The organism is Pseudomonas sp. GXM4, from assembly GCF_008923895.1.
Classification (GTDB): Bacteria; Pseudomonadota; Gammaproteobacteria; order Pseudomonadales; family Pseudomonadaceae; genus Aquipseudomonas; species Aquipseudomonas atacamensis.
Map to the genome: position 1 here is coordinate 1 of NZ_WBRZ01000024.1, position 18,142 is coordinate 18,142.

The window sequence follows — 18,142 nt, forward strand, 5'->3', positions numbered from 1 at the left end:
AGCGCTGGGTCAGACACCCACCTGTCAACTGACACGCCGCCTTCGCGAGCAGGCTCGCTCCCACAGGGGATTTCGGTGGATCCTAGAATTTCAGCGCAGCCGACTTGACCGTGACTTCCGTACCTTGCTGGCCGCTGGCGCTGATCAGTTGTAACTGAATCTTCTGCGTCGCCGGGAAGGTCTTGAAGACGTTCGTCAGGTTCAGCGTGGTCAGTGCCCCCGGTGTGGCGCAGCTGAATTGGTAATGCGCATGGATTTCGCTGTGGTCGTGGTGATGCTCGTGACCGTCCTTGTCCGCTTCATCTTCGTCGTGATTGTCGGCGTCCGGTTTGTCGCCGAACAGCGGGCTTTCCAGTTCCTGACTGACCACCTTGCAACCGGCCGCAGCGGGCAGACTGAACAGGGCCAATGGTTTTTCCAGCTGCGCCCGAGCGGCAGCGACTTTGGCCTTGTCGGCATCCGACGTGGCGGCGTGTTCAAAACCCACCAGATTCATCGCCGGGCTTTCCAGCTCCAGCTCCAGGGTCTGACCCTCCAGCGCGGCGTTCAGCCGACCCACACCATGTTCATGAGCGCCGAGGCTGCCGTGCTCATGATCATGATCGTGCTCATCAACCGCATGGGCAGCGGCCAGCGGCAACAGGGCAAACGGCAAAGCGAGCAACAAACGACGCATGACGAACTCCGAGAAAAATGAAAAGTTTGTTATGTAATCTTATAACGAAAGTGCGCAGAGTGTGCCCGTGCGCTTGAGATTGCGCAAGACATGGCTAAGCACCGCCCGGGATGAGTTCGCGGGCGGTGCTGGGGTTGGATGTCATGCTTGCAGAATCAGAAGCCTGCGCCGGGATAGTCGAACCAATAGTGTCCCGAAAGAACATCGTTGATCAGATTTGCGTCGAGCACGCTCGGGGCATCGCGACTGAAACGCTGTCGCCAAGCCGGAAGCCACCAGTAGTTGATGGCTGTTCCGCGCGGAAATACCACCAGAGTCAGCACCTCCTTATCCATTTTGCCCTGCGTGTAGAGTTGATGACTGCGATCCATCAGGGCCATGTACTGGTCGATTGGCAGTCTGAACATAAGTGCCATGGTGAAGATTTTTTCACTCTGACTGAACGCCGGACTCTGGAGTACCCGCAATGCTTCGCAAGTGTGTGAATTCGGTTGACTCGCTATGCTCTGGCCTTCGGGGGTTGAAAGTATGTCGAAACGATCATCCATGTCTCGCCAGTCGGTCCGGCTATTGCGCTCAAAGTAATCACGAATAACAAGGGTCAGTGGACCTGCAGTTTCCCCGTCAGCGGGACAAGCCGAAAGATCGGCAGGCAACCAGATGCGCCATGCCACGATGAGCAAGAGTGGGGTCATCAATAGGGCGTAGTAACTTCGTTTCATTACAGGGTGCTGTGAGAAAAAGGACACTGTAGATGAATGCTCGATAACCGCCACACTGGACAACGTCGCTTGGCGTTGCACAAGTCCCATGGGAGCATGCAGGTCAGAAAAGTGCAGGAGCGAACTTGATGTTGCGGATACGCGGAACGGTCGGCGAGTTGCCGGTGGATTTGACGGTGGAGCTGGATGACAGCGATTGGGCGAGGCTGGGTTCCGCGCTAAGCGGGCAGGCGCCGATTGCGCAGTCTGAGGCAGTGGCGTCGGCCCCGGCGGCGAAGCCGGTGAATCAGGACGATGCGCTGTGGCAGGTGGCCAAAGACTTGCTGCGCAAGGCCGGGCAACTCAGTGGACCGGATCTGCTCGATCAGCTGGAGGCGCTCACCGGCAGTGCGGCAGCGGGCAAGCGTTTGCTCGTGCGTCTGCGCCACAGTGCCGATGTGAAAGTGGCGAGCGGCGGGGATACGCCGCTCTATAGCTGGATCGGGTAAGGCCTTAATACAGCGCCGCAAACACTTTGCGACGGTAAGCCGTCACCAACGGATGATCATTGCCCAGCAGCTCGAACACCTGCAGCAAGGTCTTGTGCGGCAAGCCTTCGCCGTAGCTGCGGTTGCGGATGAACAGTTTGAGCAAGGCGTCCAGCGCCGCTTCGTATTGCTGGCGCGCCAGTTGCTGGATCGCCAGTTGGTAAACCGCTTCATCATCCTGCGGATTTTGCGCCAGGCGGCTTTTCAGGTCGGCGGCGTCCGGCAGGTCGCGGGCGAGGCCGAGGAACTGGATCTGCGCCTTGGCCCCGGCGAGTGCGGCTTTGTGCTCATCGCTCTTGACCGCGTCGAGCACGGTTTGCGCTTCGCCCAGCTCACCGCGCTCGGTCAGGCAGCGTGCGTAAAGGATCAGCGCTTTGGCGTTGGTATTGTCTTCATTGAGCAGGGTCACCAGCACCGCTTCCGCCTCGGCGAAGTGGCCTTCGTCGAACATCGCCTGAGCCTGTTCGAACGGGTCGGCAGCGGCCGGTGGCGGCATCTGCACATGCGGTTCCAGCAGGGCGCGCACGGCGGATTCCGGTTGTGCCCCGGCAAAGCCATCGACCGGCTGACCGTCCTTGAACAGCACCACGGTCGGCAGGCTGCGAATGCCGAAGCGGGCGACGATGTCCTGCTCGATGTCGCAGTTGACCTTGGCCAGCAGCAACTCGCCCTGATAGCTCTCGGCAATGCCTTGCAACATCGGCATCAACGCCTTGCACGGCGCACACCATTCGGCCCAGAAATCCACCAGCACCGGTTTGTTGAAAGAGGCTTCGATCACCGACTGGTCGAAATCGGCAGTCGTGGCGTCGAAGATATACGGCGTTTGCTGACTCATGGGGGATCTCGTAAAAGCGTGGATGGGCTCACTATAAAGCTTCGCGAGGGGCTGCTGAAAGCTGTAACACTGATCGTTCCCATGCTCCGCGTGGGAATGCCTCCGGTGACGCTCTGCGTTACGCCGTACGAAGGGACGCGGAGCGTCCCGGGCTGCATTCCCACGCAGAGCGTGGGAACGATCATGCGCGGGTGGCGTGGTAAAGGCTCACATGCCGAAACTCTTCCGGCTCGGCCAGATCCGGCAAGGTCATCGCCTCGAGCATTTCAATTCGCTCGTATAACGGATGACGAAAATCCCGCACCCGCGAATCCGCCACCAGCGCCTCACGGCCGCGAGTGAGAAACGCGTCAAGCAGCGGCAGATTGGCGCGGTCGTACAGCACGTCGGCGACCAGAATCAGATCGAAGCGATCGGCCTCGGCAAAGAAATCCGTCGAGTAGCTCATCTGCACATCGTTGAGCTCGGCGTTCGCCTTGCACGCGGCGATCGCCAACGGATCGAGATCGCAGGCCACCACTTCCAGCGCCCCGGCCTTCACCGCCGCGATGCCGGCGATCCCGGAACCGGCGCCGAAATCCAGCACGCGCTTGCCGCGCACCCACTCTGGAAACTGTGCCAGATAACGCGCCACGGCCAAGCCGCTGGCCCAGCAAAAACTCCAATAGGGCGGTTCATGCAGGATGCGCTGGGTTTCTTCCTGGCTGAATTCGCGGGCCATGTTGTCGCCATCGATCAGCCACAGCTGCAAATCAGTGCCCGGCAACGCACAGGCTTTCAGTCTGGCGTCGCCGAGCAATTCCCCCAAGGCCTGTTGCAGGTCGAGCGGTGCTGTCATGGCGCTTTGACGAATTGCAGCTGGCCCAAAGCCTGAGTGGTCGGTTGAGTGATGGTCTGCGACGGCAGGTGCAGGATCAGTTGTCCGGACTGGCTGGCGCGACCGCGCAGCTCGACCCGTGCGCCGGCCGGAAATGCCTCGGGGTTGAAGCGCAGGTGAAACGGCAGGATCTGGTTGTTGCCGATCAGGCTGGAACTGGCGAGCAATTGTTGCGGGCGATCCTTTTCATCAATCACCAGCAGCGCCAATTCGACTTCGGCGCCGGTTGGCACGCCTTGCAGGGTGCCGCTCAATTCGCGCTGATGGGCTGGCAGCGGGCCGAGTTCGGCGGCCTCTTTGGCTTTTTTCTGCGCCTGTTGCGGCGCGGGGCCTGGGGTCGGCGGTTGCGGCTTGGGTGCGTCGCTGCCACAGGCCACCAGCAGGCTGAAAAGACTGAGCAGAACAAGCGGACGTAACGGCATTGGAGGCTCCGGCAGAATGAATTCCATGGATCAGACGATCATGCCGTTCTGTATACCGCAAAGCCTATGGCTTGTCTTGCCACGGGGATGCGCTACCATGGCCCTCCCATTTTTTGTTGCCAGCCACCATGCACTGTCCCTTCTGCGGTGCCAACGACACCAAGGTCATCGACTCGCGTCTGGTCGCCGAGGGCGAACAGGTGCGCCGCCGGCGTGAATGCCTGGCCTGCGGCGAACGTTTCACGACGTTCGAGACGGCCGAACTGGTGTTGCCGCGCCTGATCAAAACCGACGGCAGCCGCCAACCGTTCGACGAAGAAAAACTCCGCGCCGGCATGCAACGCGCGCTGGAGAAACGTCCGGTCAGCGTCGAGCGCCTCGAATCCTCTCTGGTCCACATCAAGCACAAGCTGCGCGCCACCGGCGAACGCGAGGTCAAATCCCTCGTGGTCGGCGAGCTGGTGATGGCCGAGCTGCAAAAGCTTGATGAAGTCGCCTATATCCGTTTTGCCTCGGTGTACAAGCGCTTCCAGGACCTCAATGAATTCCGCGAAGAGATCGACCGCCTCGCCCGCGAACCGGTGAAAGAATGACCACCGCCGCCGAGCAGGCGATCCTCGACGCGCATTTCATGGCCCGCGCGCTGGAACTGGCGCGCAAAGGCCACTACACCACCCATCCCAATCCGCGAGTCGGTTGCGTGGTGGTGCGTGACGGCCAGATTGTCGGCGAAGGCTGGCATGAGCGCGCCGGCGAACCCCATGCCGAAGTCCACGCCCTGCGCGCCGCTGGCGAGCAGGCCCGGGGCGCGACGGCTTATGTGACCCTCGAACCTTGCAGCCACCACGGGCGCACGCCGCCGTGTGCCGATGCCTTGGTGACCGCTGGCGTTGCCCGGGTCGTGGCGGCGATGCGTGATCCCAATCCGCAGGTCGCCGGGCGCGGTTTGCAGCGCCTGGCTGAGGCCGGTATCGCCACTGAAAGCGGGGTGCTGGAAGCAGAAGCACGCAAGCTCAATCAAGGTTTTCTGAAACGCATGGAGCATGGCTTGCCATTCGTGCGGGTCAAGCTGGCCATGAGCCTCGACGGTCGCACAGCGATGGAAAGCGGCGAGAGCCAGTGGATCACCGGCCCGGCGGCGCGTTCTGCGGTACAGCGTTTGCGCGCTGAGGCGGCAGTCGTGCTGACCGGCGCCGACACGGTGTTGGCCGATGGCGCACGCTTGACCGTACGCGCGGACGAACTCGGTCTGGACAGTGAGCAAACCGCGCTGGCCATGAGTCGCCCGCCATTGCGCGTGTTGATCGATGGCCGCCTGCGAGTGCCGCTGGATGCACCGTTCTTCAAGGCCGGGCCGGCGCTGGTGGCCACCTGTGTCGCGGTCGAGGAGCAATACGCCAACGGCCCGGAATGCCTGATCGTGCCGGGTGACGACGGCCAGATCGATCTGCATCAATTGCTCATCGAACTGGCTCATCGTGGCACCAATGAGGTGCTGGTCGAGGCCGGGCCGCGTCTGGCCGGCGCCTTTGCGCAACTGGGGCTGGTCGACGAATTCGTGATCTTCATTGCCGGCAAGTTCCTTGGCTCCACGGCGCGTCCGCTGCTCGACTGGCCGCTGGCGCAGATGAAAGATGCGCCGGAACTGAAAATCACTGAAATCCGCGCGGTGGGCGATGACTGGCGAGTCACTGCGATCCCTGTGCCTTCAGCCCGCGTATAATTCCCGGCCATTGCGTTAGCGCTGGCCTCGTTCTCAAGGAGAACCCCATGTTCACCGGCATCATCGAATCCATCGGCAGTATCCGCGCACTGACCCCAAAGGGCGGTGATGTGCGGGTCCACGTCGACACCGGCAAGCTCGACCTGAGCGACGTCAAACTCGGCGACAGCATCGCGGTCAACGGCGTTTGCCTGACCGCCGTCGAGTTGCCGGGCGACGGCTTTGCCGCCGACGTCAGCCGCGAAACCCTCGATTGCACCGCCATGAATGACTTGAAAAGCGGCAGCCCGGTCAATCTGGAAAAAGCCCTGACCCCGACCACTCGCCTTGGCGGGCATCTGGTCAGCGGTCACGTCGATGGTGTCGGCGAAGTGGTCTCGCGCAGCGACAATGCCCGCGCCGTGGAATTTCGCATCCGCGCGCCGAAAGAACTGGCCAAGTACATCGCCCATAAAGGCTCGATCACCGTCGACGGTACCAGCCTGACCGTGAACGAAGTCGATGGCGCCGAATTCATGCTGACGATCATTCCGCACACCCTCAGCGAAACCATCATGGCTTCTTACAAGCCGGGCCGCCGGGTGAATCTGGAAGTCGACCTGCTGGCGCGTTATCTGGAGCGTCTGCTGCTGGGCGACAAGGCCGCCGAGAAGACCGCCGGCAGCACCATCACCGAAAGCTTTCTGGCCCAAAACGGCTACCTCAAATAATTCAAAAGAAGGGGGTGCCTTGTGGCGCTCAATAGCATCGAAGAACTGGTTGAAGACATCCGCCAAGGCAAGATGGTCATCCTCATGGATGACGAAGACCGCGAGAACGAAGGCGACCTGATCATGGCCGCCGAATGCTGCCAGGCCGAACACATCAACTTCATGGCCAAGCACGCCCGTGGCCTGATCTGCATGCCGATGAGCCGCGAGCGCTGCGAACTGTTGAAGCTGCCGCTGATGGCGCCACGCAACGGTTCCGGTTTCGGCACCAAGTTCACCGTTTCGATCGAAGCTGCCGAAGGCGTGACTACCGGCATCTCCGCCGCTGACCGTGCGCGCACCGTGCAAGCGGCTGCGGCCAAGGACGCCAAGGCTGAAGATATCGTCAGTCCGGGCCACATCTTCCCGCTGATGGCGCAGGCCGGCGGCACCCTCGCTCGCGCCGGCCACACCGAAGCCGCTTGCGACCTGGCGCGCATGGCCGGTTTCGAGCCCAGCGGAGTGATCTGCGAAGTGATGAACGACGACGGCACCATGTCCCGTCGCGCTGAACTCGAAGCATTCGCCGCCGAACACAATATCAAGATCGGCACCATTGCCGACCTGATTCACTACCGGATGATCCACGAACGTACCGTTCAGCGGATTGCCGAGCAGCCGCTGGACAGCGAACTGGGCCAATTCAACCTGGTGACCTATCGTGATTCGGTGGAAGGCGACGTGCACATGGCTCTGACGCTGGGCACTGTCTGCGCTGAGGAGCCAACGCTGGTTCGCGTGCACAACATGGACCCGCTGCGCGACCTGCTGATGGTCAAGCAACCGGGCCGCTGGAGCCTGCGCGCCGCCATGGCTGCGGTCGCCGAGGCCGGCAGCGGTGTGGTGCTGCTGCTCGGTCACCCGCTCGATGGCGACGTGCTGCTGGCGCATATCCGTGAAACCGGTGAGCAGGCAGCGCCGAAAAAACCGACCACTTACAGCATTGTCGGTGCCGGTTCGCAGATCCTGCGTGACCTCGGCGTGCGCAAAATGCGCTTGATGTCGGCACCAATGAAGTTCAATGCGATATCCGGTTTCGATCTGGAAGTTGTAGAATACGTGCCCTCCGAATAATGACCGGCTGTTTCCGGACTCCGATTCGCGGCAAATAATCACTGAGGGACGCGTAGCAGACGCGTCCCGGCTCTTTAAGAGAACTGACGAATGACCCTGAAGACCATCGAAGGTACCTTCATCGCCCCCAAAGGCCGCTACGCTCTGGTAGTGGGCCGCTTCAACAGCTTCGTGGTTGAAAGCCTGGTCAGCGGTGCCGTTGATGCCCTGGTTCGCCACGGCGTGAGCGAAAGCGACATCACCATCATCCGCGCACCGGGCGCCTTCGAAATCCCGCTGGTTGCGCAGAAAGTCGCCCAGAAAGGCGAGTTCGCAGCGATCATCGCCCTTGGCGCGGTCATTCGTGGCGGTACTCCGCACTTCGAATACGTGGCTGGCGAGTGCACCAAAGGCCTGGCCCAGGTCTCCATGGAATTCGGCGTACCGGTCGCGTTCGGCGTGCTGACCGTCGACTCCATCGAGCAAGCCATCGAACGTTCCGGCACCAAGGCCGGTAACAAAGGTGCCGAAGCTGCCTTGTCCGCTCTGGAAATGGTCAGCCTGCTGGCGCAGTTGGAGGCCAAGTGATTAGCGACGAAAGCGATCGTTTCAACCCGCGCGATCCGAAACCTGCGGATGCCGGCAAGCCGTCGAAGAGCGCCAAGCGTCGCGAAGCCCGTCAGCTCGCGACCCAGGCGCTGTACCAGTGGCACATGGCCCGGCAATCGCTGAACGAGATCGAAGCGCAGTTTCGCGTTGATAACGATTTCACCGATGTCGACGGCGCCTACTTCCGTGAAATCCTTCACGGGGTTCCGCAGTTCAAGACCGAAATCGACACTGCCCTGACGCCTTGCCTGGATCTGGCGATCGAAGAGCTCGACCCGGTTGAACTGGCGGTTCTGCGCCTGTCGACCTGGGAACTGCTCAAGCGCGTCGACGTGCCTTACCGCGTTGTGATCAACGAAGGTATCGAACTGGCCAAAGTGTTCGGTTCGACCGACGGCCACAAGTTCGTCAACGGCGTGCTCGACAAGCTGGCCCCGCGCCTGCGTGAAGCTGAAGTGAAGGCGTTCAAGCGCTGATCGGCGCTTGAATACTTTTTCTCAGCCATGGGCGAGTTTGAGCTGATCCGCAATTTCTTCGCCGCCGCGCCTTGTGCGCAGGGCGGCGAAGGCGTTGCTCTGGGGATCGGCGACGACTGCGCCTTGCTGGCGGTTCCCGCAGGGGAACAGCTGGCGGTTTCTACCGATACGCTGGTGGCCGGTGTGCATTTCGCCGACCCCTGCGATCCGTTTCTGCTCGGTCAGCGCTCGCTGGCCGTCGCGGTCAGTGACCTGGCCGCCATGGGCGCTGCGCCCGTTGCCTTCACCCTTGCCCTGACCTTACCGACGGTAACTGCCGATTGGCTGCAAGCCTATGCCCGGGGTTTGAACCGCATGGCGCAAAGCTGCGGCGTCGCCCTGGTCGGCGGTGACACCACGCGCGGGCCGTTGAGCCTGACGGTCACCGTGTTCGGCCGTGTGCCCGCTGGCCAGGCCTTGACCCGCAGCGGTGCGCAGGCCGGTGATCTGCTCTGCGTCGGCGGCGAACTGGGCAATGCCGCCGGCGCCTTGCAGCTGGTATTGGCTCAACGTGATGCCGAAGCGCATATCGCCCAGCCGCTGCTCGAGCATTACTGGTCACCGCAGCCGCAACTGGCCCTCGGTCAGGCCCTGCGCGGCAAGGCTACGGCGGCACTGGATATCTCCGACGGCCTGCTCGCCGATTGCGGGCATATCGCGCTGGCGTCGAAGGTGCGACTTGAGATTGAACGCGAGCGTGTACCGTTGTCGGATGCTTTAGTCGCGTTTCTCGGCCAGCGCGGTGCCGAGCGCGCGGCATTGAGCGGTGGTGATGACTACGTACTGGCCTTCACCTTGCCGTCCGCCGAATTGCCGGCACTGCTGGCCGACGGCTGGCCGATCCATGTGATCGGCCGTGTGCTGCCGGGCCAGGGCGTACTTCTGCTGGACCGCGACGGGCGCGACATCACTCCGCAGATTCGCGGCTACCAACATTTTCAGGAGACACCGTGACAGATCACCCGAAACAGGTTCCTGCCGAATTCGTGCCTCCCTCGGTCTGGCGCAATCCGTGGCATTTCCTCGCGTTCGGCTTCGGCTCCGGCACCTTGCCAAAAGCGCCGGGCACGTGGGGCTCGCTGGTGGCGCTGCCGTTCATTCCGCTGTGGCAGATGCTGCCCGACTGGGGCTACTGGCTGATGCTTGGCATCACCATGCTGTTCGGCTTCTGGCTGTGCGGCAAAGTCGCTGACGATTTGCGCGTGCACGACCACGAAGGCATTGTCTGGGACGAAATGGTCGGCATGTGGATCACCCTGTGGCTGGTGCCGGAAGGCTGGTACTGGTTGCTCGCGGGTTTTCTGGTGTTCCGCTTCTTCGATATTCTCAAGCCGTGGCCGATCCGCTGGATCGACAAGCATGTGCATGGCGGCGTCGGCATCATGCTCGACGACGTGCTGGCCGGTGTGTTCGCCTGGCTGGCGATGCAAGGGCTGGTCTGGGTATTCGCCTGATTCGACTCACGTGAGGAAACACGCAATGCTGCGACGCGGGTTGGCGCTGCTGCTTCTGGCTCTGCTGGGCACGTTCGCCCATGCGCAGGCCGCCGCGCCTGTGCCTGGGGTGATCCATCTGGCCAGCGAAGACTGGGAGGATTACACCGCCGCCGATGGTCACGGTCTGGCCTGGGACGTGTTGCGCAAAGTGTTCGAGCCGGCCGGGGTCAAGCTGGATATCCGCACGGTGCCGTACACCCGTTCGATCGGGCTGGTGCAGTTGAAGGAAGTCGACGCGCTGGTCGGCTCCTACCGCGACGAAGCCGAGCACGTGCTGTACCCGCAATCGAAGTTCGATTCTGATCACATCTACGCGCTGGGCCTGGCGAGCAGCCCGCCGCCGACCCAGGCGACCCTGGGCAAATATCGTCTGGCCTGGGTGCGCGGCTATCGCTACGAGAACTACTTGCCGAACATCCAGCGTTTCAACCAGATCGAACGACGTACCGGCATTCTGCTGATGCTCAAGCAGGGCCGGGCGGATTACTACATCGATGCGCTGACCGAGATTGAAGCGGTCGTGCGCGATGCCGCGGATCCAGCGCAGTATCGCTATTCGCATCTGGCTGAGTTGCCGCTGTTTCTCGGTTTCGCCGATACCCCACAGGCTCGCGCGTTGATGGCGCTGTATGACCGGCGCATGGCGGAGCTGGTCAAGAGCGGAGAGTTGAAGCCGGTCTTCGAGAAGTGGCAGCAGCCGTATCCGTTTGATCCAAAATGATCACAATGTCCTGTGGGAGCGCATGGCAGCTGTCATCAAACTTTTTGATGGTTATGCCCGATAATTCAGCCTAAGCGTCTACAGGAACCTGCTGTTACAATGCCCGCCTGCGAATTTTCAGTCTTCTAGATCAGGAGCACATCGGTGCCTGTCGTCTTCGTCGCCGCTTCCAAGCTGCCAACGCCTTTTGCGCAATTCACCATGCACGGCTTTCTCGATGAGAGCACCGGGCGTGAGCACGTCGTGCTGAGCCTCGGTGAAATTGCCGATGGCGCCCCGGTACTCGGTCGCCTGCATTCCGAATGCCTGACCGGCGATGCCTTGTTCAGCCAGCGTTGCGACTGCGGCTCGCAATTAGAGGCAGCTTTGCAGGCGATTGCGCGCGAAGGCCGTGGCGTGCTGCTGTATCTGCGTCAGGAAGGGCGCGGCATCGGTCTGCTGAACAAGATCCGCGCCTATGAATTGCAGGACGGCGGCGCCGACACCGTGGAAGCCAACGAGCGTCTGGGCTTTGCCGCCGATCAGCGCGACTACGCCATGTGCCTGCCGATGCTTGAGCATCTGGGCGTGAAATCCCTGCGCCTGATGACCAACAACCCGCGCAAGGTCAAAGCGCTGACCGACATGGGCATCGTCGTCGCCGAGCGCGTGCCGCTGCACACCGGCCACAATCCGCACAACAAACTCTATCTGGCGACCAAGGCCAGCAAGCTCGACCACATGATGGGCAACGAACATCAGGGCGAGGTCGACCGCGCGTGACCCGCGGCCAGGTGCGGCGGCGGTTGTCGGTGGCCTGGTGGCAATACCTGGCGCTGGCGCTGTTGCCGCTGTTCGTGCTCAACGCGCTGTTCGGTGAAGGCCAGGGCCTGCTGCCAGTGCTGGCAATGCCTCTGTTCATCGCCGGCGTCGCCTCGATGTTTGTCAGCCTGAAGTATTTCGCCCGCTACAAACACGCCCTGATCGCCACGCAAAAAGCCCTCGATACCGCCGAAGAACCCGCCGCCTGGATTGCCCTTGCGGCGCGTCGGCGTACGGCGTTGCTGGTAGCGTCCTTGCCGGCCTGGATTGGCGCACTGGCGGTATTCGTCGGCCTCGAAGCCGTGCCGTTGATGTTGCTGGCGCTGTCCACCGCCGTGCTGTTCTACCTCTATCGTATTCCGCGACAACTCGGCTGATGCATCGCCTGTGGCTGGCGGTTCTGCTGCTCGCCCTGAGCAACCCGGCGCTGGCCGCACTGCGTGTGGTCAGCCTCGCCCCCTCGCTGTCTGAAATCGTCGTTGAACTGGATTCCGCTGACCTGCTGGTCGGCGTACTGGATGCGGGCGAGCGGCCGGCGGCGATAGCGGATGTTCCATCAGTGGGCCGCTACGGCCAGCTCGACATGGAGCGCTTGCTCAGCCTGAAACCGGATTTGCTGCTGCTCTGGCCCGGCAGCGTCGGCGCCGGGCAGCGTGATCAGCTCAAGCGCCTGAACATTCCGACCTTCGTCGCCGAGCCGCATACGTTGACGCAACTTGCGGCGCAGATCGAAGCCATTGCCGAACAGCTCGGGCGTCCTGAACGCGGGGCGCAACGAGCGGCCGAATTGCGTAAACAACTGGATGACCTTCGTCAGCGTTATCGTCGTGATGTGCCGCTGCGGGTGTTTTATCAGGTCTGGGACAAGCCGCTGTATACCGTTGGCGGCGGGCAGATCATCAGCGATGCGCTTGAGGTGTGCGGCGCGCGCAATGTCTTCGCCGAGCTGAATCTGCCGGCGCCGCAGGTAAGTATTGAAGCAGTGTTGCAGCGTGATCCGGAAGTGATTGTCGCCGGTGATCAGGCGCAGTTAGGGGCGTGGAAAACCTGGCCGCAGGTGGCAGCAGTCAGGCAGGGGAGACTGCTATTGGTCACTGACAAAGGTCTGGAAAGGCCCAGTGGTCAGATGATCAGTGCGACCGCCAAACTCTGCCAATTGATCGCGCCGGATCGGTAGACCGCATCGCCTGTATTCGCGAGCAGGCTCGCTCCCACACTGGATTTGCGTTGAAAACAAACTGTGTGGCCGCACTCAGTCTACTGTGGGAGCGAGCCTGCTCGCGAAGAGGCCTGCCAACCAACACAAATCTCAGTTCAGAGTTCAGGGGTCCACGTCACCCCGAACATCCACGCCCGACCTTCCTCACGATAGCCATACTGCGCGCCGTCATAGCTGTAGTTCGCCCGGCTGTAGCCCTTGTCCAGCAGGTTATCCACCTTCAGATCCAGCTTGATCTCACGGTTCAGCGCCCAACTGCTGCGCAGCCCGAGCGTGCCGTAGCCACCCAGCGACTGGGTGTTGTTCAAGTCGTCGTAACTGCCGCTGACCAATTGCCAACTGGCGCCGAGACCCAAGCGATCAAACTGCCGATCCAGATCCCAACTGGCCGTGCGCCGCGCCCGTCGCGCCAGCGTATGCCCGGTATCGCGATCTCGCGGATCAATGATCGCCACGCCGAGATTGCTCTGCCAGCCAAACAGCTCCTGCTTCAACGCTGCTTCAAAACCGTTGATGCGCGCTGACGCAACGTTCTGCGGGCGTGAGTTGCTGCCGAAGATGATCGCGTCTTCCAGGTCGGTACGGTAAATCGAGGCTTCCAGCCGCGCGCTGTCGCTCAACTGGCTGCGCCATTGCAGTTCGTAGCTTTTCGAAGTTTCCGGTTTCAGGTCGGGATTGCTGAAATCCGGGTAGTACAGGTCGTTGAAGGTCGGCGCGCGGAAACCTTCGCTGTAGCTCAGCAGCACGTCGTTGTCCGGGTTCAGCGGCAGGGTGAAAGTGCCGCTCCACGTGTTCTGGTTGCCGAACTGCTGGTTGTCGTCGTGGCGCAGGCCGATCTCGGTGGAGAAACTGTCGGCCTGGTAGCGATGCTGGATGAACGCGGCGCGATTCCAGCGGCTGTCCTCGTCAAACGCAGTGCTGCTGTTGACCCGGTCTTCATACCAGTCGCCGCCCAGAATCAGGCTGTTGCGCGCGTCCAGCGTCAGGTCGTTCTGCCAGTTCACCGAGTCGCGATAGGTGTTGAACACCGTGCGCTCGTCGCTGAGCTTGTCGAAGGTCTTTTCGCGGTTTTCGCTGTGGCCGAGTTCGATGCGGGTTTTCCAGGTTTCGTTGACCCGCGCATCGACATAACTGCTGAGGCTGCTGACATTGAAATCACTGTATGGCTGCTGTTGCACCGACTCGAACGTGTCCATGTCGAAGCGGCCGAACGGGTTGTCGAATTCGCTCCTGCCACGGTTATCCAGCAGATTGGCGCCGACTTCGACGTCATCGGTCAGCGCGTGGCTGAGGCTCAGGCTCAGGGATTTGTTGCGGTAGGCGTCATGGTCGCTGTCGCTTGGATACGACTCGTGCGTACGGTCGATCCCGGCCGTTTCGTCGAGGCTGGCGCCGAGGTTGAAGCGGGTTTTGTCGTCGCCGCCGGACAAGCCGAGGCTGCGTTCCCAGGTCTGTTGACTGCCGAAGCCCAGATGCAGGCGTGGCTGCAAGCCTTGCTCGGTGCCGCGCCGGGTGAAAATCTGGATCACCCCGCCAATCGCGTCGCTGCCGTAAATCACCGAGCGCGAACCGCGCAGCACTTCGACGCGCTCGATCTGCTCGATGTTCAGATGCTGCAGGTTGCTGTCGCCGGAAGTCGAGTTACCGATGCGCTGGCCATCGACCAGCACCAGGCTCTGCGCTGATTGCGTGCCGCGAATGTAGATCCCCGGCAGACTGCCGCGCCCGCCGGTCTGCGCCACTTGCACGCCAGGCACGCGCCGCAGCAGATCGGGCACGTCGCTGGGTTGCAGGCGATCGATGTCTTCGCGGGTGAACACGGTGTTGGCGGCGCTACTGTCGTTGCGCGCCTCGACCTGACGATTGGCGCTGATCAGCGTGTCCGGCAGCTTCAGCGCCTGATCGCGCTCGAATGTATCGGCAAGGGCGCTGGCGGGTGGCAGCAGGAGGAAGGGCAGGGCGAGGCGGAGGTTCATCGGTGGTCCGTGAGAAATTGCAGATGTACACAAAATTTATGCTTCCACAGGTATTGTGTGTTCAGCGAGTTAGCGGGCGAGCAATGCCAGCCGCTGGCGAACCGACGCTTCGATCCCGGCCTCATCCAGCCCGCACTCGGCAAGCATCTGCGCCGGTTTCGCATGCTCGACGTAAATGTCCGGCAAGCCCAGATGCAGCATCGACTTGAGAATGTTCTCGCGGGCGAGGAATTCGCTGACCGCGCCGCCGGCGCCGCCCATGATTGCGTTCTCTTCGATGGTCACCAGCAACTCGTGGCTAGCGGCGATCTCGCGCACCAGCGCTTCATCCAGCGGTTTGACGAAACGCATGTCGACCACGGTGGCGTCGAGCTTCTCGGCGACTTTCAAGGCTTCGCTCAGTTGCACGCCGAACACCAGCATGGCGACCTTGCTGCCCTGACGACGGACAATGCCCTTGCCGATTTCGATCGGTTCGAGATCTTTTTCGATGATTGCATTCGGCCCGCTGCCGCGTGGGTAACGCACCGCCGCCGGGCCGTTGTAGAGGTGGCCGGTGGTGAGCATCTTGCGCAGTTCGTTTTCATCGCTCGGGGTCATGATGACCATGCCCGGGATGCAGCGCAGGTACGACAGGTCGTAGCTGCCAGCGTGGGTCGGGCCGTCTTCGCCGACCAGGCCGGCACGGTCGATGGCGAACAGCACGTCGAGGTTCTGCACCGCGACATCGTGTACCAGTTGGTCGTAACCGCGTTGCAGGAATGTCGAATAGATCGCCACCACCGGTTTCGCGCCTTCGCAGGCCATGCCGGCGGCGAACGTTACCGCGTGCTGCTCAGCAATCGCCACGTCGAAATAACGCTCGGGGAAGCGCTCGCTGAACGCCACCAGATCCGAGCCCTCCTTCATCGCCGGGGTAATTCCGACCAGACGAGCGTCAGCCGCCGCCATGTCACACAGCCACTCGCCAAACACCGCCGAATACTTCGGCCCGCTGACGGCTTTCGGCGCAGCGGCGGGAGCGTCCAAAGGTTCGAGTTTGGTGATGGCGTGGTAACCGATCGGGTCGACTTCCGCCGGGGCGAAGCCTTTGCCTTTCTTGGTGACGATGTGCAGGAACTGCGGGCCTTTGAGATCGCGCATGTTGCGCAGCGTGGCGATCAAGGTGGGCAGATCGTGGCCGTCGATCGGGCCGATGTAATTCCAGCCCAGCTCTTCGAACAGGGTGCCAGGGACCAGCATGCCCTTGGCATATTCTTCGGTGCGACGGGCGATTTCCCAGGCGCCGGGCAGGCGCGAAAGGACTTTCTTGCTGCCCTCGCGCATGCTCGCGTAGGTGCGGCTGGAAAGGATCTTCGCCAGATAATTCGACAACCCGCCGACGTTGCGCGAGATCGACATATCGTTGTCGTTGAGGATCACCAGCATGTTGGCGTTGACTTCCGGCGCATGGTTGAGCGCCTCGAAAGCCATGCCGGCGGTCAGCGCGCCGTCGCCGATCACGGCGATGGCCTTGCGATCGCTGTCCTGCAGACGGGCGGCAATGGCCATGCCCAGCGCAGCGCTGATCGAGGTGCTGGAGTGGCCGACGCCGAAGGTGTCGTACTCGCTCTCGGAGCGGCGCGGGAACGCGGCAATGCCGTCCTTCTGACGCAGGCTGGCCATGCGCTCGCGGCGACCGGTGAGGATCTTGTGCGGATACGCCTGATGCCCGACATCCCACAGCAGACGGTCGTCCGGGGTGTCGAAAACGTAATGCAGCGCGATGGTCAGCTCGATCACGCCCAGGCCGGCACCGAAATGCCCACCGGTCTGGCCGACCGTGTAGAGCAATTCCAGGCGCAACTCATCGGCCAGGGTTTCCAGCTCGGCTTCGCCTAACCGGCGCAGGCCGTCCGGCGTGTTCGCGCGGTCGAGCAGGGGCGTGGTCGGGCGCTTGCGGGGAATCTCATGAAACGTCGTGGGCATCAGGCGAATCGTTATAGGTATAAAAGATGCGGCAGTTTACCTGATGCATCGCCCCCTGCCCACGCGTTGGTCTTTTTTGGCCGATACGCCGTCAGTTGCGTCGCTCGACGATATACCGGGCCAGCTCGCGCAACGGCTCGGCGGCCGCGTCAAACGGTCGCAGCGCCTGCAAGGCCTGATCGCGCAGTTCCAGAGCGTAGGCCTTGGCGGCGTCGAGGCCGAGCAGCGCCGGGTAGGTCGGTTTGTCGCGGGCGATATCGGCGCCCTGACGTTTGCCGAGGGTGGCGGTATCACTTTCCACGTCGAGGATGTCGTCCTGCACTTGAAATGCGAGACCGATGGCCTGTGCATAAGTCTGCAACGCCTGAAGCTGATCAGGCTGGGCGCGGCCGCTGGCCAGGGCGCCGAGCCTGACGCTGACTTCAATCAGCGCGCCGGTCTTGTGCCGGTGCATCTGTTCCAGGGCTTTTTGATCGAGCTTGAGACCGACCGAACCCAGATCGATGGCCTGGCCACCGACCATGCCCGCCGGACCGGCTGCATGGGCCAGCGCCGTGACCATCTGCAGACGGATGTCGCTGCTGCAATCGCTCAGGCGCGGATCGAGCAGGGCGCTGAAGGCCAGGCTCTGCAAGCCGTCACCGGCGAGGATCGCGCAGGCTTCGTCGAATTTCTTGTGGGTCGTCGGCTGGCCGCGACGCAGATCGTCATCGTCCATCGCCGGCAAATCGTCGTGCACCAGCGAGTAGGCGTGGATCAACTCGACCGCACACGCCGCGCCGCTGGCCTGTTCAGCCTGGCCACCGAGGGCTTCGCACGCCGCGTAAGCCAGCAACGGGCGCACGCGTTTGCCGCCGTTCATCACGCTGTAGCGCATCGCTTCGTAGAGCCGCGCCAGTTCCGGCAGCGGCGCGTTGAACAGCGTCTCCAGCGCCGCGTTGACCCGGGCCTGACTGCTCGCCGAATACGTCGCGATCATTCTGGCTCATCCGCGTCGAAGGGTTCCTCGGCGAGCTCGCCATCACGCTCCAGCAGCACCTGCACTTTCTGCTCGGCCTGGGCCAGCGCCGCCTGGCAGTCACGGGTCAGGCCGATGCCCTGCTCGAAAGCGGTCAGCGAGTCTTCCAGCGACAATTCACCGTTCTCCAGACGCTCGACCAGTGTTTGCAGGTCGGCGAGGGATTGTTCGAAATCCAGTGCAGCTTTTTTGCGGGCCATGGCGGCAATTTCCGGTAGACGTTAAACCGGCG

At 62.2% G+C, this 18,142-nt stretch carries 22 protein-coding genes; 13 read left to right on the forward strand and 9 right to left on the reverse strand.

Annotated features, from left to right (window positions below; translation table 11 throughout):
• Positions 1 to 82: 82 nt before the first annotated feature.
• Both F8N49_RS05855 and F8N49_RS05860 read right to left on the reverse strand, forming a co-directional pair.
• Positions 83 to 676 carry a DUF2796 domain-containing protein gene (locus F8N49_RS05855; protein ID WP_122705920.1) on the reverse strand — a complete coding sequence of 198 codons (594 nt, stop codon included), beginning with the start codon at positions 674 to 676 and terminating at the stop codon, positions 83 to 85.
• Between the two features lie 155 nt (positions 677 to 831).
• Positions 832 to 1,398 carry a hypothetical protein gene (locus tag F8N49_RS05860; protein ID WP_071173727.1) on the reverse strand — a complete coding sequence of 189 codons (567 nt, stop codon included), beginning with the start codon at positions 1,396 to 1,398 and terminating at the stop codon, positions 832 to 834.
• Positions 1,399 to 1,526: 128 nt separating this feature from the next.
• Between F8N49_RS05860 and F8N49_RS05865 the strand changes: the two genes are divergently transcribed.
• Positions 1,527 to 1,886 (forward strand): hypothetical protein, encoded by a 360-nt coding sequence (locus F8N49_RS05865; protein ID WP_151550986.1) that lies wholly within the window; start codon positions 1,527 to 1,529, stop codon positions 1,884 to 1,886.
• Positions 1,887 to 1,890: 4 nt separating this feature from the next.
• Here the strand turns inward: F8N49_RS05865 and trxA are convergent, their stop codons facing one another.
• The 3 genes from trxA to F8N49_RS05880 form a co-directional block, all read right to left on the reverse strand.
• Positions 1,891 to 2,763 carry a thioredoxin gene (gene trxA / locus F8N49_RS05870; protein WP_122603813.1) on the reverse strand — a complete coding sequence of 291 codons (873 nt, stop codon included), beginning with the start codon at positions 2,761 to 2,763 and terminating at the stop codon, positions 1,891 to 1,893.
• Positions 2,764 to 2,944: 181 nt separating this feature from the next.
• The gene (locus F8N49_RS05875) at positions 2,945 to 3,601 is read right to left on the reverse strand and encodes a methyltransferase (protein ID WP_016772978.1); all 657 of its coding nucleotides are present in this window, start codon (positions 3,599 to 3,601) and stop codon (positions 2,945 to 2,947) included.
• Entirely contained in the window at positions 3,598 to 4,062 is a 465-nt protein-coding gene (locus F8N49_RS05880; protein ID WP_071173724.1) for a YbaY family lipoprotein, read from the reverse strand. The genes F8N49_RS05875 and F8N49_RS05880 overlap by 4 nt, the downstream gene beginning before the upstream one ends.
• A 128-nt stretch (positions 4,063 to 4,190) precedes the next feature.
• Between F8N49_RS05880 and nrdR the strand changes: the two genes are divergently transcribed.
• The 12 genes from nrdR to F8N49_RS05940 all read left to right on the forward strand — a co-directional run bounded on the left by nrdR (position 4,191) and on the right by F8N49_RS05940 (position 12,906).
• Positions 4,191 to 4,655: a transcriptional regulator NrdR gene (nrdR, locus tag F8N49_RS05885; protein WP_007910946.1), complete on the forward strand. Its 465-nt coding sequence runs from the start codon at positions 4,191 to 4,193 to the stop codon at positions 4,653 to 4,655.
• A complete protein-coding gene (ribD, locus tag F8N49_RS05890; protein ID WP_151550987.1) occupies positions 4,652 to 5,785 on the forward strand; it encodes a bifunctional diaminohydroxyphosphoribosylaminopyrimidine deaminase/5-amino-6-(5-phosphoribosylamino)uracil reductase RibD in 1,134 nt (377 codons plus the stop codon). Before nrdR ends, ribD begins: the two co-directional genes overlap by 4 nt.
• A gap of 47 nt (positions 5,786 to 5,832) precedes the next feature.
• Complete coding sequence (locus F8N49_RS05895; RefSeq protein ID WP_151550988.1) at positions 5,833 to 6,495, forward strand: riboflavin synthase; 663 nt, start codon at positions 5,833 to 5,835, stop codon at positions 6,493 to 6,495.
• 21 nt (positions 6,496 to 6,516) lie between these two features.
• Positions 6,517 to 7,608: a bifunctional 3,4-dihydroxy-2-butanone-4-phosphate synthase/GTP cyclohydrolase II gene (gene ribBA, locus F8N49_RS05900; protein WP_039761895.1), complete on the forward strand. Its 1,092-nt coding sequence runs from the start codon at positions 6,517 to 6,519 to the stop codon at positions 7,606 to 7,608.
• A 90-nt stretch (positions 7,609 to 7,698) separates the two neighbouring features.
• The gene (ribE, locus tag F8N49_RS05905) at positions 7,699 to 8,175 is read left to right on the forward strand and encodes a 6,7-dimethyl-8-ribityllumazine synthase (RefSeq protein ID WP_003228649.1); all 477 of its coding nucleotides are present in this window, start codon (positions 7,699 to 7,701) and stop codon (positions 8,173 to 8,175) included.
• Positions 8,172 to 8,672, forward strand: a complete 501-nt coding sequence (nusB, locus tag F8N49_RS05910) for a transcription antitermination factor NusB (protein WP_024014489.1) — start codon at positions 8,172 to 8,174, stop codon at positions 8,670 to 8,672. Before ribE ends, nusB begins: the two co-directional genes overlap by 4 nt.
• Before the next feature lie 27 nt (positions 8,673 to 8,699).
• On the forward strand, positions 8,700 to 9,665 hold the full coding sequence (gene thiL / locus F8N49_RS05915) for a thiamine-phosphate kinase (RefSeq protein ID WP_151550989.1): 966 nt from the start codon (positions 8,700 to 8,702) through the stop codon (positions 9,663 to 9,665).
• Positions 9,662 to 10,165, forward strand: a complete 504-nt coding sequence (locus F8N49_RS05920; RefSeq protein ID WP_039761886.1) for a phosphatidylglycerophosphatase A — start codon at positions 9,662 to 9,664, stop codon at positions 10,163 to 10,165. The genes thiL and F8N49_RS05920 overlap by 4 nt, the downstream gene beginning before the upstream one ends.
• A 25-nt stretch (positions 10,166 to 10,190) precedes the next feature.
• A complete protein-coding gene (locus tag F8N49_RS05925) occupies positions 10,191 to 10,928 on the forward strand; it encodes an ABC transporter substrate-binding protein (RefSeq protein ID WP_024014486.1) in 738 nt (245 codons plus the stop codon).
• A gap of 144 nt (positions 10,929 to 11,072) precedes the next feature.
• Positions 11,073 to 11,690, forward strand: a complete 618-nt coding sequence (gene ribA / locus F8N49_RS05930) for a GTP cyclohydrolase II (RefSeq protein ID WP_024014485.1) — start codon at positions 11,073 to 11,075, stop codon at positions 11,688 to 11,690.
• Positions 11,687 to 12,106 carry an MFS transporter gene (locus tag F8N49_RS05935; RefSeq protein ID WP_073475718.1) on the forward strand — a complete coding sequence of 140 codons (420 nt, stop codon included), beginning with the start codon at positions 11,687 to 11,689 and terminating at the stop codon, positions 12,104 to 12,106. Before ribA ends, F8N49_RS05935 begins: the two co-directional genes overlap by 4 nt.
• A complete protein-coding gene (locus F8N49_RS05940) occupies positions 12,106 to 12,906 on the forward strand; it encodes a cobalamin-binding protein (protein WP_151550990.1) in 801 nt (266 codons plus the stop codon). Before F8N49_RS05935 ends, F8N49_RS05940 begins: the two co-directional genes overlap by 1 nt.
• Before the next feature lie 137 nt (positions 12,907 to 13,043).
• Here the strand turns inward: F8N49_RS05940 and F8N49_RS05945 are convergent, their stop codons facing one another.
• The 4 genes from F8N49_RS05945 to F8N49_RS05960 form a co-directional block, all read right to left on the reverse strand.
• Positions 13,044 to 14,924 carry a TonB-dependent receptor domain-containing protein gene (locus F8N49_RS05945; protein ID WP_151550991.1) on the reverse strand — a complete coding sequence of 627 codons (1,881 nt, stop codon included), beginning with the start codon at positions 14,922 to 14,924 and terminating at the stop codon, positions 13,044 to 13,046.
• A gap of 69 nt (positions 14,925 to 14,993) precedes the next feature.
• The gene (gene dxs, locus F8N49_RS05950; RefSeq protein WP_151550992.1) at positions 14,994 to 16,892 is read right to left on the reverse strand and encodes a 1-deoxy-D-xylulose-5-phosphate synthase; all 1,899 of its coding nucleotides are present in this window, start codon (positions 16,890 to 16,892) and stop codon (positions 14,994 to 14,996) included.
• Between the two features lie 91 nt (positions 16,893 to 16,983).
• Positions 16,984 to 17,871, reverse strand: a complete 888-nt coding sequence (ispA, locus tag F8N49_RS05955; protein ID WP_073475708.1) for a (2E,6E)-farnesyl diphosphate synthase — start codon at positions 17,869 to 17,871, stop codon at positions 16,984 to 16,986.
• Entirely contained in the window at positions 17,868 to 18,110 is a 243-nt protein-coding gene (locus tag F8N49_RS05960) for an exodeoxyribonuclease VII small subunit (protein WP_016772991.1), read from the reverse strand. Before F8N49_RS05960 ends, ispA begins: the two co-directional genes overlap by 4 nt.
• Between the last annotated feature and the right edge of the window lie 32 nt (positions 18,111 to 18,142).

Bases quoted from the DNA above. Each gene is read 5' to 3' on its own strand.
- dxs (WP_151550992.1), bottom strand. From the start codon at position 16,892: ATGCCCACGACGTTTCATGAGATTCCCCGCAAGCGCCCGACCACGCCC.
- thiL (WP_151550989.1), top strand. From the start codon at position 8,700: ATGGGCGAGTTTGAGCTGATCCGCAATTTCTTCGCCGCCGCGCCTTGT.
- F8N49_RS05860 (WP_071173727.1), bottom strand. From the start codon at position 1,398: ATGAAACGAAGTTACTACGCCCTATTGATGACCCCACTCTTGCTCATC.
- F8N49_RS05880 (WP_071173724.1), bottom strand. From the start codon at position 4,062: ATGCCGTTACGTCCGCTTGTTCTGCTCAGTCTTTTCAGCCTGCTGGTG.
- F8N49_RS05960 (WP_016772991.1), bottom strand. From the start codon at position 18,110: ATGGCCCGCAAAAAAGCTGCACTGGATTTCGAACAATCCCTCGCCGAC.
- F8N49_RS05940 (WP_151550990.1), top strand. From the start codon at position 12,106: ATGCATCGCCTGTGGCTGGCGGTTCTGCTGCTCGCCCTGAGCAACCCG.
- ribD (WP_151550987.1), top strand. From the start codon at position 4,652: ATGACCACCGCCGCCGAGCAGGCGATCCTCGACGCGCATTTCATGGCC.
- F8N49_RS05895 (WP_151550988.1), top strand. From the start codon at position 5,833: ATGTTCACCGGCATCATCGAATCCATCGGCAGTATCCGCGCACTGACC.
- trxA (WP_122603813.1), bottom strand. From the start codon at position 2,763: ATGAGTCAGCAAACGCCGTATATCTTCGACGCCACGACTGCCGATTTC.
- ispA (WP_073475708.1), bottom strand. From the start codon at position 17,871: ATGATCGCGACGTATTCGGCGAGCAGTCAGGCCCGGGTCAACGCGGCG.
- F8N49_RS05855 (WP_122705920.1), bottom strand. From the start codon at position 676: ATGCGTCGTTTGTTGCTCGCTTTGCCGTTTGCCCTGTTGCCGCTGGCC.
- nrdR (WP_007910946.1), top strand. From the start codon at position 4,191: ATGCACTGTCCCTTCTGCGGTGCCAACGACACCAAGGTCATCGACTCG.
- F8N49_RS05865 (WP_151550986.1), top strand. From the start codon at position 1,527: ATGTTGCGGATACGCGGAACGGTCGGCGAGTTGCCGGTGGATTTGACG.
- F8N49_RS05925 (WP_024014486.1), top strand. From the start codon at position 10,191: ATGCTGCGACGCGGGTTGGCGCTGCTGCTTCTGGCTCTGCTGGGCACG.
- F8N49_RS05875 (WP_016772978.1), bottom strand. From the start codon at position 3,601: ATGACAGCACCGCTCGACCTGCAACAGGCCTTGGGGGAATTGCTCGGC.
- F8N49_RS05945 (WP_151550991.1), bottom strand. From the start codon at position 14,924: ATGAACCTCCGCCTCGCCCTGCCCTTCCTCCTGCTGCCACCCGCCAGC.
- ribE (WP_003228649.1), top strand. From the start codon at position 7,699: ATGACCCTGAAGACCATCGAAGGTACCTTCATCGCCCCCAAAGGCCGC.